We start from the raw sequence: 14686 nt of genomic DNA on the forward strand, positions 1-14686 counted from the left end.
GCGCTGCAGGTCGCGCTCCAGGTTCTTGCGCTGCGTCACATCGCGGTAAATGCCCTCCACGCCTGCGAAGTTGCCGGCCTGGTCGTACAGCGCGTGGCTGCTGATGGAAATGTCGATCACCGTGCCATCGCGCCGCACCATCTGGCCGGGAAAGTCGGACACCTCGCCCTTGGCGAGGATGGCCGCCTTGAAGGCGTCCCGGTCGGAACTCTGGGGGTAGTAGGACTCTGCCGTGCGGCCTTCGATCTCATGGGGCTCATACCCCAGCACCCGCCGCACACCCGGCCCGACATGCTGCACCACCCCCTTGGCGTCGGTGCGGTAGTACACGTCTTGCATGTTGTCGAACAGGCGGCGGAAGTTCTGCTCGCTTTCGCGCAGCTGGGCCTCGATTTCGCTCTGGTGCGTCATGTCCAGCCCGCACATCAGGACGGCGGGCGCACCCTCCCAGTCCACCGCCACGCTGCTGATCAGCACCATGCGCAGATGGCCGGCCTGGGTCCGGATGCGGAATTCGGACGACTTGTTCGGCCGCCCGGCCTGTTCGGGCTCCGCCACCAGCTGAATCCGGCGGGACGAACGGCTCTTGTCCATGGGGTGCACAAAGTCGGCCGAGAGCCGGCCGATCAGCGCCTCGGTGTCCGGCGCCTCCAGCAGCTCCACGGCGGCGGCATTGGCAAAGCGGATAGCGCCTTCTTGCGTGACGAGCACTGCCGCCGGCAGCAACTGCAACAGACGGAGGTCGTGGAACATGGGGTGGCGGTAACCAAAGGTAATAGCCCATTGTGGCACCGGAACGAAGGCATGGGAATCCGGGCTGTCGCCCAGACGTCCCGCGCACCGCGGCGCCCGCCCAGGCGCGCCCGCCGGCTTCCGGCCGTCAGCGCTGTGCGGGCGCGTGGGGCTGCGCTGCCCCCTCGGGCTGGCCGGGCGCAGCTTCGGCGGCCGCCTGGGCCGCGCGCAGCTTGTCTTTCTTGCTGGGTCTTTTACCCTTGATGCCGCCTGCACCCTGGGGCCGCTGCGGCGGCTGTTCCGTGGGCTCGAAGCCGGGCAGCACCTCCCGGGGCTGCTGCAGCTGCTGGCGCTTTTCGATCAGCCGGAAGTGCGCCTCGGCGTCGGCCGTCACAAAGCTCACGGCGACGCCGGTTTCGCCCGCGCGGCCGGTGCGGCCGATGCGGTGCACATAGTCCACCGCCGAGCGGGGCAGGTCGAAGTTCACCACGGCCGGCAGCTGGGCAATGTCGATGCCCCGCGCTGCAAGGTCGGTGGTGACGACCACCTGCCAGCGCTCGTCCTTGAACTCCCGCAGTATCTGGGTGCGTGCGCCCTGGCTCAACCCGCCGTGGAAGGGGGTGGCATAGATGCCGGCCTTGTAGAGCTTTTCGGCCACGTGCTCCGCCGCATACTGGGTGGCCACGAACACCAGCACCCGGGACCAGGCCTGCTGCTGCACCAGATGCCGCAGCAGCTGGGTGCGGCGCGCGGCATCCACCGCGATGGCCCGCTGCACGATCGCCGCCGCTCCGCTTGCGGCGGGCGGGGCCGCCACCTCGACGCGCACCGGGGCATTCAGCAGGCTGTCGGCCAGGGCCTGCACGGCCGGAGGAAAGGTTGCCGAGAAAAACAGGCTTTGCCGCGCAGGCGGCAACAGGGCCAGCACGCGGGCCAGTTCGTCGGCAAACCCCAGGTCCAGCAGCCGGTCCGCCTCGTCCAGCACCAGGTGGCGCACGCTGTCCAGGTGCAAGGCGTTGTGCGCCACCAGGTCCAGCAGCCGCCCGGGCGTGGCCACGACCGCGTCGGCACCGCCCCGAAGGGCCAGCAATTGGGGGTTGATGGAAACGCCGCCAAACACCACCGCCACCTTGGGCGGTTGCTGCAGGTGCTGGCCCACGCTGCGCAACACTTCGCCCACCTGGGCCGCCAGCTCGCGGGTGGGCACCAGCACCAGGGCGCGCGTGCGCCGCCGTCGGCCCGGGCCACCGTGCGTCTCGGGCACCCATTGCTGCAGCAGGGGCAGCACAAACGCGGCGGTTTTGCCTGAGCCCGTGGGGGCTGCGCCGATCACATCACGGCCTTGCAGGGCGGGCGGCAGGGCCGCGGCCTGGATCGGCGTGGGCTCCGCGAAACCCGCCCCACCCGCAGCGTGGACGAGGGCAGGGGACAGACCGAGGGCGGCAAAGGACATGGGCATGGGTGAGCGGGGCGGCGGGCACAAAGGCGCCTGGGCCGCGGAAAGTAAAGGAGGGGACAACGGCGCATTGTCACCGCTGCGGGGTGCCGCGCATCCTTGGTCCCTGGCGCCGCGATAATTGGCGCCTGTCGCGGCGCTGTTCGCCTTGATCCCCCTTCGCCCCACGCTTCCATGGCCTTACCCCTCGATTCCTCCACCATCACCCACGGCATCCAGCTGGCGGTGGCTCCTGTGTTCCTGCTCACGGCGGTGACGGGCATGATCGGTGCCGTTGCCGGGCGGCTGGCCCGCATCATCGACCGCGGCCGTGTCGTGGAAGACCGCGCCCGGGCCAGCGGCGACCCGGAGTTGCTGAGGCGGGCGTACATCGAACTGGCCGACCTGCGCGTGCGCGGGCGCTTGTCCAACGGCTGCATCGGGCTGCTCACGTTCTGCGCGGTCCTGATCGGCCTCACCATCATCCTGTTGTTCCTCGGCGAAACCACGAGCTTCCAGCCCAACCGCCTCGCGGTGGGCGGCTTCTTGGCCGGGGTGGCCTCATTTCTGCTGGCGCTGGTCTGCTTTCTGACGGAGACGCTGTTGGCCACGCGCGTCCTGGACTTTCACCTGCTGCAGCAGGAAATGGAAGGGCACCCATGAAGTCTCTGGCACAGCTCGGCGGGCTCGTTTACTCCACGGAGTCGGGCCGCATGTGCCCCGGCTGCCGCCGCCCGGTGGCGCAGTGCGAGTGCAAGAAGAACAAGCCGGTGCCGGCGGGCGACGGCATCGTGCGCGTTTCGCGCGAGACCAAGGGCCGCGGCGGCAAGGCGGTCACGCTCGTCAAGGGCGTGCTGCAAGAGGAAGCGGCCCTGGTGCACCTGGGCAAGCAGCTGAAAACCGCCTGCGGCAGCGGCGGGACCGTGAAGGATGGGGTGATCGAAGTGCAGGGGGACCACGTGGAGCGCGTGATGCAGGCGCTGCAAAAGCTGGGCTACCAGGTCAAGCGGGCCGGAGGGTGACGGTCCATGGCGCCCATCGACCCCGATGCCCTGCAGCGCCTGGTGTCGCTGCCCATGCCCTACGGCAAGCACCAGGGCACCGTGCTGGCCGATCTGCCGAGCAACTACCTGGCATGGTTTGCCCGCGAAGGCTTTCCGCGGGGCGAGCTGGGCCGGTTGCTGGCGCTGATGCACGAGATCGACCACAACGGCCTGTCGCACCTGCTGGAGCCGCTGCGCCGGCGGTAAGCTTCGCGCTTGCGCTGGTGGTTTGCCGCGGCGGCCCGGAGCGGCGGCGCACTGCGCACCAGCCGGCCCACCGGCGGGCTATCCTGTTATTCAACCTTCGAGAGGGAAATCCATGAGGGGCAATATTGCGGCGATCGTCCTGGTTCTGCTGGGCGTGTTTTTTCTGCTCACCAATCTGGGCTTGATCAGCATCAGCCTGCGTGAGGTGTTGCGTGTATGGTGGCCCGTGGCGTTGATTGCCGTGGGCGTGGCCTTGTTCTTCACGCCCGGCAAGGGCCGGTAGGCCTCGATAAAGCCCGGCAAGGCCCCGATAAGGCCTGCGGGGCACGAGCACGCTCTCAGGCGTCCGCCGGGCCGTGCCCGTGGTCGTGCGCAGGGGGGCGCACGAAGGCCGGGTCGCTACCGAAATAGCCCCGGAACAGGTTGCGGGCAATGCCATGCGCGGCCACCTGCAGGTCCTGCGCCACCTCCGGCGCAAACAGGCGGCTTGTGTGCTCCTGCCACAGCCCCACCCACGCAGCGAAATGCGCCGGGGTCACGCCCTGCAGCGCCATGTGCTTGCCGAACACATTGCCGCGAAAGCTGCGGGTGCCCAGCGCCACGGTGCTCCAGAAGTCCACCAGTCGCTGCAGGTGCGCGTCCCAGCGGCCGTGCAGGGTTTTTTCAAACACCGGGCCCAGCAAGGGGTCCTTTCGCACATCGCCATAAAAGCCATGCACCAGCCGCGTGATGCTCTCTACGCTGGGCTGGGCGTATGGTGCGGTCGGGGCAGGTGCGGCGGAGGTGGGGGCCGCCAGGGCGTCGGTCATGCCTGCAGTGTGCCAGCTCCGCTGCAGGCGCAGCCTGACGGGCCGCAACCTTGTGCGCTTTGCTCGGCGCGGGCCTCGAACGGAGGAAACAGCACATTGTTTTCGAGGTGGATGTGGTTGATCAGGTCGTCACCCAACTGGGCAATGCCGGCATACAGCGCGCGCCAGGTGTTGCAGGCGCCCTGGGGCGGGGTGGCGTCGTTTGTCAGCGCGTTCAGCACATCGAGCGCCTCGCCATGGTCCACGTGCTCGGCCCGCATCATGCTGATGGGCTGGCCCACGAACGGGTTGTCGCCCCGCTGGAGCATGGGGAACAGCACCTGCTCCTCCTTGAGCATGTGCGACAGCAACTCTTCGTGCATGGCCTCCAGGTGGTCGGCCAGGCCGGCAGGCACTTGCGGATTGTCCCGGTGCACGGCCTCCACGCGGCGGGCCATGCGGATCAACTCGGGCAACTGGGCGCGGTGCACCTCGTGGTAGCGCACCAGGATATGGTCGATGAGTGCGCTGGCGGACGCGGCCTCGGGCACGGCATCGCTGCGCTGAAGGGCCGCCAGTTCCGCCAGGATGGCTTGCGCATCCAGCCCCTTGTCGGCCGCGGCCTGGGCCAGGCTGATCTGGCCGCCGCAGCAGAAGTCAAGCTTTAGGCGCCGGAACACCGCGGTGGCTCCGGGGAGTTGCACGGCAATCTGTCCGATGGGCTGCTGGGCGGTCAGCGCAGCGGGAGCCGGGGATGCGACGGGCAGGGGATCGAGGCGGGCGTTCATGGTGGTCCTTTAAAGATTCATATTGCGTGAATATTTTAGGGAATAAAATCGGGCTTGCACATCCCTACCAATTGACCCAGGGCAAATTCCATGCGGCTGACCCAATGGACCGACTACACGCTGCGCGTGCTGATGTACTGTGCGGCGACGGAGGGCCGGGAGCAGCCCGTCACGATCACCGAGGTGGCCGAGGGCTACGGAATCTCCCGCAGCCATCTGATGAAGATCGTGCAGGAGCTGTCTGCGCGCGGCCTGCTGGAAACCACGCGGGGCCGGGGCGGCGGCATCCGCCTGATGAAGCCGGCCTCGACCATCAATATTGGTGCCGTCGTACGGGCGACCGAGACGGACTTCAATCTGGTCGAGTGCTTTGACCCCGCCACCGACCAGTGCCGCCTGAGCAACCACTGCCGCCTGAAGGGGGCGCTGTGGCGCGCCATGCAGGCCTATCTGGCCGTGCTGGATGGTGTGACGCTGGCGGACCTGATGGGTCCGCCCGCGCGCCGTGAAGCCAGCGGCGCGCAGATGCTGGCGCAGGATCTGGTGCCGGTGCCTGTCGCCTTGCCCCGCAACGCAGCAGGGCGCCGCCCGCAGCCGGCGGTGCCAGGGACCCAGGACGAGGCGTTGGACGCCGGCTAGGGATGCTCTGGCGCCGGGGCGGGGCACCAGGGTCAGCGCAGAACTTCCAGCAGGCGGTTGAGGCCGCCCTCGTTGATGGCGATCTTGGCCTGGCTGCGCACGGCCGGCTTGGCGTGGTAGGCCACCGAAAGTCCGGCGGCGCCCATCATGGGCAGGTCGTTGGCGCCGTCCCCGACGGCAATGGCCTGCGCGGGCGAAATGCCCAGGAGCGAAGCCACTTCCAGCAGGGTGCGGCGCTTCTCGGCGCCGTCGCAGATGTCGCCCCAGGCCTGGTCCACCATACGGCCGGTGAGGACGCCGTCCTGCACCTCCAGCACGTTGGAGCGGGCCAGGTCGATGCCCAGCCCGGCCTTCACGCGGTCGGCAAAGAAGGTGAAGCCACCCGAGACCAGCAGCGTGGTCAGTCCCGCTGCCCTGGCGGCGGCCACCAGCTCCTGGGCGCCGGGGTTGAAGCGCAGCCGTTCGGCAAAGACCTGTTCCATGTGCTGCACGGTCACGCCCTTGAGCAGGGCGACGCGCTGGCGCAGGCTTTCCTTGTAGTCGGTAATGACACCTTGCATGGCCGCTTCGGTGATGGCGGCCACCTCGGCCTTGCGGCCGGCGGCATCGGCGATCTCGTCCACGCACTCGATGTTGATGAGGGTGGAGTCCATGTCGAAAGCGATGAGCTTGTAGTGCGACAGGGACAGCGGAGGCTCGATGCCCTGGACGACGAGGCCCGGGGCGAATTCGGTGGCGTGGATCATGCGCGTTGACAAGAGGCAAAAGGGAAACCGGACGGGGCGGACGCCAGGGCCTTTCCCTGGCCGCCACCCGCTATGGTATCCCGCGATGATCGGGCGCCGCTTCGGCGGCGTGCGCCGCGGGGCGCGTCAGTGGCGCTTCGCCGCTTCGGCCAGCAAGCCGGCTGCGGGGTTGGGCTGCGGCGGCTCCTTCATCTTGCTCAGGAACATGCGGACAAAGAACACTGCCATGCCGATCATGAACACAATGCCAATGATGCTCATCAGGCCGTAGTCGGTGGACAGAAGATCGTTCAACAGCTTCATGGAACCCTCCTAGTGGTGATGCACCACTATCGCGCTGTCGGCACCTTTATCCATTGCGCTGTGTCAACAATACCGGTGCCCCTCTGCGCGGCGGTCATTTCTGCTGATGCAGGTACAGCCGGTCAGACCACGTGGCCAGCCATTCCGGCTTGAAGGCCACAAAGATGGCGGCCAGCATGCCGGTGACAAAGCCATCGCCCCAGGCCATCAACCAGCGCGCCACCAGCGACAGCTCGCCCCCTACGCCCGGCAGGGCGTGGCCGCTCCATTGCGACAGCACGCCTGCCGAGAACACGCACACCACCGTGCCCAGGAATGCGCGGCCCAGCACATAGACGAACGGCTTGGTGCCCGTGAAGCGCCGCAGCGCCGCGCCCAGCGCCAGCGCCAGCGTGGCCGGCACCACGCCCAGCCAGGTGATGGCCCCGAGGGCATCCGCCCAGGCCAGGCTGGGTGACAGCAGGCCGGCGCTGATGCCCACGGCGATCAGCACGGGGACGGCCAGGGGCCAGCCCAGCATCAGCACCACCAGGCACGCGCCGGACCACTGCAGCTGCAGCGGCATGGCGTGCAGCGTGGGCAGGGCCCACATCCACGGCAGCAGGACGAGCGTGGCGAGCAGGGGCGTCCACAGGGCGGACGGGGCGCCGTAGCGTTCGTGCACCAGCGGCGGGCGGCTGGCCAGCAAGCGCCACGGGCGCGCGGCCAGGGCGGCCGCCAGGGCGATGAGCGTGAGCGCAGCTTCAAGCCACATGGCGGTTATTGCTATAAATACGATAGCTGCTTGCGCTTTCTGGATAAGCGCTGGAGGCCAATTTCATGCATATCCTCACGCCGCCACCTGCGGCTGGCCCAGGCTGCGCAGCACGTCCCGCACCATCTGTGCGCGGTCCTTGGGCTCCTTCAGCTCGCGCTCGATGCGCAGCTTCTCGTTGCCCGCCAGTTTGATGTGCTTGTTCTTCTGGATCAGCTCGATGATGCGCATCGGATCGATGGGCGGCTGCGGCTTGAAGGTGATGTGGATCACGCCAGGCGCCGCATCCACCTTCACCACGCCGTAGGGCTGGCTCAGCACGCGCAGGCGGTGCACGTCGATGAGGGTCTGGGCCTGCGGCGGCAGCTTGCCGAAGCGGTCCACGATCTCTTCGAGCAGGCCGTCGATCTGGTCGGGGTTCCTGGCCGTGGCCAGCTTCTTGTAGAACGATAGGCGCAGGTGCACGTCACCGCAGTAGTCGTCGGGCAGCAGGGCGGGGGCGTGCAGGTTGATGTCGGTGGCTGCCGACAGGGGGGCCAGCAGGTCGGGCTCCTTGCCCGCCTTGAGCGACTTGACGGCCTCGCTCAGCATCTCGTTGTAGAGCTGGAAGCCCACCTCCAGCATGTTGCCGCTCTGGTTTTCGCCCAGCACTTCGCCCGCGCCGCGAATCTCCAGGTCGTGCATGGCCAGGTAGAAGCCGCTGCCCAGTTCTTCCATCTGCTGGATGGCGTCGAGCCGCTGCTGCGCCTGCTTGGTGAGGCCCTCGGTGTCGGGCACCATGAGGTAGGCGTAGGCCTGGTGGTGGCTGCGGCCCACGCGGCCGCGCAGCTGGTGCAGCTGCGCCAGGCCGAACTTGTCGGCGCGGCTGATGATGATGGTGTTGGCGGTGGGCACGTCGATGCCGGTCTCGATGATGGTCGAGCACAGCAGGATGTTGTAGCGCTGCGCCACGAAGTCGCGCATCACCTTCTCCAGATCGCGCTCGGGCATCTGGCCGTGCGCCACGGCGATGCGCGCCTCGGGCAGGATCTCTTCGAGCTTCTGGCGCCGGTTCTCGATGGTCTCCACCTCGTTGTGCAGGAAGTAGCACTGGCCGCCGCGCTTGAGTTCGCGCAGCACCGCTTCGCGGATCACGCCCGTGCCCTCGTTGCGCACAAAGGTCTTGATGGCCAGGCGCCGCTGCGGCGCGGTGGCGATGACGGACAGGTCGCGCAGCCCCTCCAGCGCCATGCCCAGCGTGCGCGGGATGGGCGTGGCCGTGAGGGTGAGCACGTCCACCTCGGCGCGCAGCTGCTTCATCTGCTCCTTGTGGCGCACGCCGAAGCGGTGCTCTTCGTCGATGATGAGCAGGCCCAGGTTGTGGAACTTGGTGGATTCGGACAGCAGCTTGTGCGTGCCCACCACGATGTCCACCGTGCCGTCGGCAATGCCCTTGATCGCTGCGGTGATTTCCTTGCCGGAACGGAAGCGGGAGACCTCCGCGATCTTCACCGGCCACTTGCTGAAGCGGTCCACCAGCGTCTGGTAGTGCTGCTCGGCCAGCAGCGTGGTGGGCGCGAGGAAGGCCACCTGCTTGCCGCCCGTGACGGCCACGAAGGCCGCGCGCAGGGCCACCTCGGTCTTGCCGAAGCCCACGTCGCCGCAGACCAGCCGGTCCATGGGGCGGGGCGAGATCATGTCCTGGATCACCGCGTGGATGGCGGCGTTCTGGTCGGCCGTTTCTTCAAAGCCGAAGTCGTTGGCGAACTGCTCGTAGTCCTGCGGGCTGTAGCGGAAGGCATGGCCCTCGCGCGCGGCGCGACGGGCGTAGATGTTGAGCAGCTCGGCGGCCGAGTCGCGCACCTGCTCGGCAGCCTTGCGCTTGGCCTTTTCCCACTGGCCGCTGCCCAGCTTGTGCAGCGGCGCCTCGTCGGCACTCACGCCCGTGTAGCGGCTGATGAGCTGCAGCTGGCTCACCGGCACGTAGAGCACGGCCTTGTCGGCGTATTCCAGGTGCAGAAATTCCTGCAGCGCGGGCGTGCCGTCGGCGTTCTTGTTGCCCACGTCCATGTTCACCAGGCCGCGGTAGCGGCCGATGCCGTGCTGGCTGTGCACCACGGGGTCGCCCACGTTGAGTTCCGACAGGTCCTTGATCAGCGCCTCGACGTCGCTCACCTGCTCCTGCTTCTTGCGCCGGCGCGTGGTGGGGCCGGCGGCAAAGAGCTCGGTCTCGGTGACGAAGTCGATGCCGTCCTCGATCCAGCTGAAACCCTCGGTGAGACCGGCGGTGGCAATGCCGACCTTCTCTTCATGGGCGCCGTGGAACTCGGCCAGCGAGTCAAAGGCGGGCGGGTTCAGCTGCGAAGCGCGCAGAAAGTCCAGCAGGCTCTCGCGCCGGCCATCGCTCTCGGCCAGCAGCAACACGCGGTGCTGCGTGTTGCGGATGTGGGCGTGCAGGCGGGCCAGGGGGTCTTCGGCGCCGCGCACCACGGACAGGTCGCCCAGTTTCTGGAAGTGCGGGTTGTTGTCCACGTCCTGCACGCCGGAGCGCAGCGACAGCTGCGGGTGGGCGTTGGCGCGGGTATAGAACTGGTCGGCCGAAAGGAACAGCGTCTCGGGTGGCAGCACCGGCCGCTCCGGGTCGCCCTGCACCAGGCGGAAGCGGTCGCGCGTGTCCTGCCAGAAGCGCTGGAACGCGGGCTCCAGGTCGCCGTGGAGCACCACGGTGGCTTCGTCTCCAAGATAGTCGAACACCGTGGCCGTGTCGTCGAAGAACAGCGGCAAGTAGTACTCGATGCCGGCCGTGGCCACGCCCGCGCCCATGTCCTTGTAGATGCGGCTCTTGGTCGGGTCGCCCTCCAGCATCTCGCGCCAGCGGCTCCTGAACTTGGCGCGTGCGTCGTCGTCCATGGGGAACTCGCGGCCGGGCAGCAGGCGCACCTCGGGCACGGGGTACAGGCTGCGCTGGCTGTCGGGGTCGAAGGTGCGGATGCTGTCGATCTCGTCGTCGAACAGGTCCACCCGGTAAGGCACCAGCGACCCCATGGGGAACAGGTCGATCAGCCCGCCGCGCACCGCGTATTCGCCGGGGCTGACCACCTGCGAGACGTGGCTGTAGCCGGCCAGCGTGAGCTGGGCCTTGAACCTGGCTTCGTCCAGCTTCTGCTTGACCTTGAAGTGGAAGGTGTAGCCCGCCAGGAAGGACGGCGGCGCCAGCCGGTACAGGGCCGTGGTGGCAGGCACCAGCACCACGTCCGCCCCCGTGTCCTTGTCCTTCTGGCTGATGCGCCACAGCGTGGCCAGCCGCTCGCTGATCAGGTCCTGGTGCGGTGAGAACGTGTCATAGGGCAGCGTTTCCCAGTCCGGGAACAGCGCGCAACGCAGCGTGGGCGCGAAGAACGCCATTTCGTCAATGAGGCGCTGGGCATCGGTGGCGTCGGCCGTGACGATGGCGGTGGTGCGGCCGGCGGCCTTGTCGCGCTCGGCCAGGCGCGACAGCAGCAGCGCATCGGCGCTACCGACGGGGCGGGGCAAGGCAAAGCGTTTTCCGGGGGAGAGTTTGGGCAGTTCCATGCGGACGTGTGTGTCGTCGGTGGGCCCCGCAGCGCCACGGCGGCGCGGGCGTGGGCTGGTCGGGGCAACGGACCATTTTAGGCCCGGTCGCAGTGCTTGCCGGGCCCCGCAACGGTGGCCCCGGAGGCACGGTCCGTTCCCCTGGGCTCGGCACACCGGCAGCGGAAACCTCCGTGCGCATCCCGTTGCCGGCTTCGGTGGGGACGGGAGCGGGTGGGTGGATTCCGACTCCCTAAAATGGCGCCCTCATGACCATCGATCCGCTGCTGCAGCCAGCACACGCCACCTCGCACCTCGCCAGCCCGCCGGCCGGGCGCTTCTGGGCGCTGGTGCCCTGCGCGGGCACGGGCTCGCGCGCGGTGGCGGCAGCACCCGCGGCGCCGGCGACGGTGGGTGCATCCGGTGAAGCGCCGGCGCCTTCGCCGCTGCCCAAGCAATACCACTTGGTGGCGGGGCACCCCATGGTGATGCACACCCTGGCGGCCTTTGCCGGCGTGGACCGGCTGGCGGGCACGCTGGTGGCCGTGGCGCCGGGGGACCGCTTTCTGGAAGCGCATGCGCATCCGTCTTTTTTTGTCGTCGACTGCGGCGGACCCACGCGCGCCGCCACCGTGCAGGGCGGGCTCCTGGCGCTGCTCGCCCGGGGCGCGCACCGCGACGACTGGGTGCTGGTGCACGACGCTGCGCGGTGCCTGGTGACCACGGCGCAAATCGAGCGGCTCATCGACGTGTGCGCCCACGACACGGTGGGCGGCCTGCTGGCCCACCAGTTGGCCGACACGCTCAAGACCTCCATCGACGGTCCTGGCGGCGTGCGCGTGGCTTCCACCGTGGACCGCAGCAACAAGTGGCTGGCGCAGACGCCGCAGATGTTCCGCATTGGCCCGCTGCTGGATGCGCTGGACAAGGTGGGCAGCAACGTGACCGATGAGGCCAGCGCCATGGAGGCCATGGGCCTGCACCCGCGCCTGGTGCCGGGCGGGGCGCAGAACTTCAAGGTCACCTACCCGGACGATTTCGCGCTGGCCGAGGCGGTGCTGGCCCAGCGCGGCTTTGGCACCACGCTGGCCCGCTTTGGCGGTGACCGCGGGCAGGGCGCCGCGCAAGCGGGACGCAAAACGATTTTTTGAGCACGGCCAGGGCGCCGTGCCAACTCACCATGCCCGTGCGGGCGAAAGGCAGACAAGCGGATGAAGTTCAGGATTGGCGAGGGCTGGGATGTGCATGCGCTGGTGCCCGGCCGGGCGCTGGTGATCGGCGGCGTTCACATTCCCCACACCCTGGGGTTGCTCGGCCATTCGGATGCGGATGTGCTACTGCACGCCATCACGGATGCCCTGCTGGGAGCTGCCGGGCTGGGGGACATCGGGCGCCACTTTCCGGACACCGATGCGCAGTTCCGCGGCGCCGATTCGGCGGTGCTACTGGCCGAGGCGGCGCGGCGCGTGCGCGCTGCCGGTTTCGAGATCGGGAACATCGACAGCACGGTGGTGGCGCAGGCGCCGCGCCTGGCATCGCACATTCCGGGCATGCGCAGCGCCATCGCGCGCGCGGTGGGAATTGACGAGGACCAGATCAACGTCAAGGCCAAGACGGCCGAGCGGCTGGGTCCGGTGGGGCAGGGCCTGGCCATGGAGGCGCGGGCCGCGGCGCTGGTCTACCGGCCCTAGGGATCCCTCTGCACAAATCGAGCGGCAAGTGTGGGCTGCGGATCGGGAGGGGCTGCAAGGCGCAAAACGCAGCAATAGCCGCAGCTATTGCGAGGCTTTGCAACGCAGCAGACCACCCGAGACCGCAGATGCACACGGCGCGGTGATTTGTGCAGAGGGTCCCTAGGGATCCTTTGCACGTGCAGAGCATCCCTGGGCGGTTGGGGGCGCGGCCCGCCCGGGCCGCGCCTGCACTCAGCTGCTGCTGCGCTCCACGATAGAAAAGCCGATATCCACCACCGGCTGAGCGACTGCTTTGCCTTCGGCCCGGTCGGCGATCCACTGGGCTGCTGTCTGCCCCATGCGCGCGCCATCGATGCGCACCGTGGAGAGGGCGGGGCTGACAGTCGCGGCAAAGTCGGTATCGCCAAATCCCACCACGGCGAGTTGCCGCGGTACCGCGATGGCGCGCTCCCTGGCCTCGGTCAGTACGCCCAGGGCCAGCATGTCGGAGCTGCAGAACACTGCGTCGATGTCGGGCGCATCGGCCAGCAGGGCCGCGAGCCCGGCGCGACCATCTGCGTGCGTGGTGGGTGATTTGCCCAGCCGCATGGCGGGCGGGCGCAGACCCAGGCGAGCGGCGGCGGCAGCAAAACCCTGGGCCCGCCGCGCGGCGCGCTCGTCCCCGCCGCTCAGCAGCGCCAACCGCCGCCGTCCCCGGGCGACCAGGTGCTCGCACACGGCCGCGCCCAGCGCTTCGTGGCGCAGGCCGACGAGCATGTCGATGGGGGTGTCGGTGAAGTCCCAGGTTTCCACCACCGGAATGCCTGAGGCCCTGAGCAAACGCCGTCCCTCGGGCGAATGCATCACCCCCGTGAGCACGATCCCGTCGGGTCGCCGACCCACGATGGCGCGCAGCAGCGCGTCTTCGCGGGAGCGGGCGTAGCCCACCTGGCCCACCATGACCTGAAAGCCGCGCAGTTCCAGCGCATCGGTGAGGGCCTGCACCATTTCCCCAAACAGCGGGCCCGTGAGCGTGGGGACGAGTGCCGTCACCACATGGCTGCGCGCCGAGCGCAACCCGCCCGCCATCAGGTTGGGCACGTAGCCCAGGGCGGACACGGCCTCTTGAACCCGTTCCCGTGTCCGTTCGGATACCTGCTGGGGCGTGTTGAGGGCGCGCGACACCGTAATCATCGACACGCCGGCCCGTTCGGCCACCTCGCGCAGCGTGACCGCCGGGCGGTCGCGGCCAGGGGGTGGGGCCGTGCGGGCTGGATCAGGAGCTTGCATGGTGGTGGAGTCTAAGGGCGCCTGGCACCGGGCCGATAGCGCCCACGCCCGCGTGCGACGGCACTCGCGTGAAGTTTGTTGAATTAAGGGTTTTCACTATGTTGTCTGATAATGTTAACGTTAACATTGGCGTAAATTGCTGAAATTAGTGCCGTTCAAGCGAAATTTTTGCGACTTGTATGACCTTTCAAAACGCCCCATCCTCCGCCCGTTTTTCACCATGACCCCCCAAGAACTCAAGACCATCATGGGCTCCGGCCTGCTGTCGTTCCCCATCACCGACTTCGACGAAGAAGGTAACTTCCGCCCCAAGACCTACATCGAGCGCCTGGAGTGGCTGGCCCCCTACGGCGCCAGCGCGCTGTTCGCCGCGGGCGGCACGGGCGAGTACTTCTCGCTCTCGGGCCCCGAATACAGCGACATCATCAAAACCGCCGTGGACACCTGCCGCGGCAAGGTGCCCATCATTGCCGGCGCGGGTGGCCCCACCCGCACGGCGATTGCTCATGCGCAGGAGGCCGAGCGCCTGGGCGCCCACGGCATCCTGCTGCTGCCCCACTACCTGACCGAAGCGGGCCAGGAAGGCTTGATCGAGCATGTGGCGCAGGTCTGCCAGAGCGTGAAGTTCGGCGTGATCGTCTACAACCGCGACCGCACCAAGCTCACGGCCGAGTCGCTGGCCATCCTGGCCGATCGCTGCCCCAATCTCATCGGCTTCAAGGACGGGGTGGGCCACATCGAAACGATGTCTTCCATC

At 68.2% G+C, this 14686-nt stretch carries 17 protein-coding genes; 8 read left to right on the top strand and 9 right to left on the bottom strand.

Annotated features, from left to right (window positions below):
* The coding region (locus LWW96_RS12870) for a PAS domain-containing protein (protein WP_291487595.1) at nt 1-753 on the bottom strand (753 nt) is incomplete at its 3' end.
* A 127-nt stretch (nt 754-880) separates the two neighbouring features.
* On the bottom strand, nt 881-2185 hold the full coding sequence (locus LWW96_RS12875; protein WP_291487596.1) for a DEAD/DEAH box helicase: 1305 nt from the start codon (nt 2183-2185) through the stop codon (nt 881-883).
* A 177-nt stretch (nt 2186-2362) separates the two neighbouring features.
* Here LWW96_RS12875 and LWW96_RS12880 point away from each other — a divergent pair, with 177 nt between their 5' ends.
* The 4 genes from LWW96_RS12880 (at nt 2363) to LWW96_RS12895 (ending at nt 3700) form a co-directional block, all read left to right on the top strand.
* A complete protein-coding gene (locus LWW96_RS12880; RefSeq protein WP_291487597.1) occupies nt 2363-2830 on the top strand; it encodes a DUF2721 domain-containing protein in 468 nt (155 codons plus the stop codon).
* A complete protein-coding gene (locus LWW96_RS12885; RefSeq protein WP_291487598.1) occupies nt 2827-3189 on the top strand; it encodes a translation initiation factor Sui1 in 363 nt (120 codons plus the stop codon). Before LWW96_RS12880 ends, LWW96_RS12885 begins: the two co-directional genes overlap by 4 nt.
* A gap of 15 nt (nt 3190-3204) precedes the next feature.
* Nucleotides 3205-3417, top strand: a complete 213-nt coding sequence (locus LWW96_RS12890; protein WP_291487611.1) for a DUF3820 family protein — start codon at nt 3205-3207, stop codon at nt 3415-3417.
* Between the two features lie 112 nt (nt 3418-3529).
* Nucleotides 3530-3700 carry a DUF5668 domain-containing protein gene (locus LWW96_RS12895; protein WP_291487599.1) on the top strand — a complete coding sequence of 57 codons (171 nt, stop codon included), beginning with the start codon at nt 3530-3532 and terminating at the stop codon, nt 3698-3700.
* Between the two features lie 55 nt (nt 3701-3755).
* Here LWW96_RS12895 and LWW96_RS12900 read toward each other — a convergent pair whose 3' ends face one another.
* Entirely contained in the window at nt 3756-4226 is a 471-nt protein-coding gene (locus LWW96_RS12900) for a group III truncated hemoglobin (protein WP_291487600.1), read from the bottom strand.
* Nucleotides 4223-4993, bottom strand: coding sequence for an iron-sulfur cluster repair protein YtfE (ytfE, locus tag LWW96_RS12905; protein WP_291487601.1), 771 nt, complete (start codon nt 4991-4993; stop codon nt 4223-4225). The genes LWW96_RS12900 and ytfE overlap by 4 nt, the downstream gene beginning before the upstream one ends.
* 90 nt (nt 4994-5083) lie before the next feature.
* Between ytfE and LWW96_RS12910 the strand changes: the two genes are divergently transcribed.
* Nucleotides 5084-5632: an Rrf2 family transcriptional regulator gene (locus LWW96_RS12910; protein ID WP_291487602.1), complete on the top strand. Its 549-nt coding sequence runs from the start codon at nt 5084-5086 to the stop codon at nt 5630-5632.
* A 32-nt stretch (nt 5633-5664) separates the two neighbouring features.
* Here the strand turns inward: LWW96_RS12910 and serB are convergent, their stop codons facing one another.
* The 4 genes from serB to mfd form a co-directional block, all read right to left on the bottom strand.
* Nucleotides 5665-6378, bottom strand: coding sequence for a phosphoserine phosphatase SerB (serB, locus tag LWW96_RS12915; protein WP_291487603.1), 714 nt, complete (start codon nt 6376-6378; stop codon nt 5665-5667).
* Nucleotides 6379-6504: 126 nt separating this feature from the next.
* On the bottom strand, nt 6505-6681 hold the full coding sequence (locus tag LWW96_RS12920; RefSeq protein WP_291487604.1) for a DUF3149 domain-containing protein: 177 nt from the start codon (nt 6679-6681) through the stop codon (nt 6505-6507).
* 94 nt (nt 6682-6775) lie between these two features.
* A complete protein-coding gene (locus tag LWW96_RS12925) occupies nt 6776-7435 on the bottom strand; it encodes a hypothetical protein (protein ID WP_291487605.1) in 660 nt (219 codons plus the stop codon).
* A gap of 75 nt (nt 7436-7510) precedes the next feature.
* Nucleotides 7511-10987: a transcription-repair coupling factor gene (gene mfd / locus LWW96_RS12930; RefSeq protein WP_291487606.1), complete on the bottom strand. Its 3477-nt coding sequence runs from the start codon at nt 10985-10987 to the stop codon at nt 7511-7513.
* A gap of 248 nt (nt 10988-11235) precedes the next feature.
* On the opposite strand from mfd, the gene LWW96_RS12935 reads away from it, so the two are divergent.
* Together LWW96_RS12935 and ispF are read left to right on the top strand one after the other, a co-directional pair.
* Complete coding sequence (locus tag LWW96_RS12935; RefSeq protein WP_291487607.1) at nt 11236-12117, top strand: 2-C-methyl-D-erythritol 4-phosphate cytidylyltransferase; 882 nt, start codon at nt 11236-11238, stop codon at nt 12115-12117.
* Nucleotides 12118-12177: 60 nt separating this feature from the next.
* Nucleotides 12178-12657, top strand: a complete 480-nt coding sequence (ispF, locus tag LWW96_RS12940) for a 2-C-methyl-D-erythritol 2,4-cyclodiphosphate synthase (protein WP_291487608.1) — start codon at nt 12178-12180, stop codon at nt 12655-12657.
* 234 nt (nt 12658-12891) lie between these two features.
* Here ispF and LWW96_RS12945 read toward each other — a convergent pair whose 3' ends face one another.
* On the bottom strand, nt 12892-13929 hold the full coding sequence (locus LWW96_RS12945; protein ID WP_291487609.1) for a LacI family DNA-binding transcriptional regulator: 1038 nt from the start codon (nt 13927-13929) through the stop codon (nt 12892-12894).
* A gap of 220 nt (nt 13930-14149) precedes the next feature.
* On the opposite strand from LWW96_RS12945, the gene LWW96_RS12950 reads away from it, so the two are divergent.
* A partial coding sequence (locus tag LWW96_RS12950; protein ID WP_291487610.1) for a dihydrodipicolinate synthase family protein occupies nt 14150-14686 on the top strand: 537 nt, incomplete at its 3' end.

It is taken from the genome of Acidovorax sp., assembly GCF_021287135.1.
Lineage (GTDB): Bacteria > Pseudomonadota > Gammaproteobacteria > Burkholderiales > Burkholderiaceae_C > Acidovorax.

What these genes read in the sequence shown, in the direction of transcription:
- LWW96_RS12875 (WP_291487596.1), bottom strand. Translation starts at nt 2,185, where the DNA reads ATGTCCTTTGCCGCCCTCGGTCTGTCCCCTGCCCTCGTCCACGCTGCG.
- LWW96_RS12880 (WP_291487597.1), top strand. Translation starts at nt 2,363, where the DNA reads ATGGCCTTACCCCTCGATTCCTCCACCATCACCCACGGCATCCAGCTG.
- LWW96_RS12885 (WP_291487598.1), top strand. Translation starts at nt 2,827, where the DNA reads ATGAAGTCTCTGGCACAGCTCGGCGGGCTCGTTTACTCCACGGAGTCG.
- LWW96_RS12895 (WP_291487599.1), top strand. Translation starts at nt 3,530, where the DNA reads ATGAGGGGCAATATTGCGGCGATCGTCCTGGTTCTGCTGGGCGTGTTT.
- LWW96_RS12900 (WP_291487600.1), bottom strand. Translation starts at nt 4,226, where the DNA reads ATGACCGACGCCCTGGCGGCCCCCACCTCCGCCGCACCTGCCCCGACC.
- ytfE (WP_291487601.1), bottom strand. Translation starts at nt 4,993, where the DNA reads ATGAACGCCCGCCTCGATCCCCTGCCCGTCGCATCCCCGGCTCCCGCT.
- LWW96_RS12910 (WP_291487602.1), top strand. Translation starts at nt 5,084, where the DNA reads ATGCGGCTGACCCAATGGACCGACTACACGCTGCGCGTGCTGATGTAC.
- serB (WP_291487603.1), bottom strand. Translation starts at nt 6,378, where the DNA reads ATGATCCACGCCACCGAATTCGCCCCGGGCCTCGTCGTCCAGGGCATC.
- LWW96_RS12920 (WP_291487604.1), bottom strand. Translation starts at nt 6,681, where the DNA reads ATGAAGCTGTTGAACGATCTTCTGTCCACCGACTACGGCCTGATGAGC.
- LWW96_RS12925 (WP_291487605.1), bottom strand. Translation starts at nt 7,435, where the DNA reads ATGTGGCTTGAAGCTGCGCTCACGCTCATCGCCCTGGCGGCCGCCCTG.
- mfd (WP_291487606.1), bottom strand. Translation starts at nt 10,987, where the DNA reads ATGGAACTGCCCAAACTCTCCCCCGGAAAACGCTTTGCCTTGCCCCGC.
- LWW96_RS12935 (WP_291487607.1), top strand. Translation starts at nt 11,236, where the DNA reads ATGACCATCGATCCGCTGCTGCAGCCAGCACACGCCACCTCGCACCTC.
- ispF (WP_291487608.1), top strand. Translation starts at nt 12,178, where the DNA reads ATGAAGTTCAGGATTGGCGAGGGCTGGGATGTGCATGCGCTGGTGCCC.
- LWW96_RS12945 (WP_291487609.1), bottom strand. Translation starts at nt 13,929, where the DNA reads ATGCAAGCTCCTGATCCAGCCCGCACGGCCCCACCCCCTGGCCGCGAC.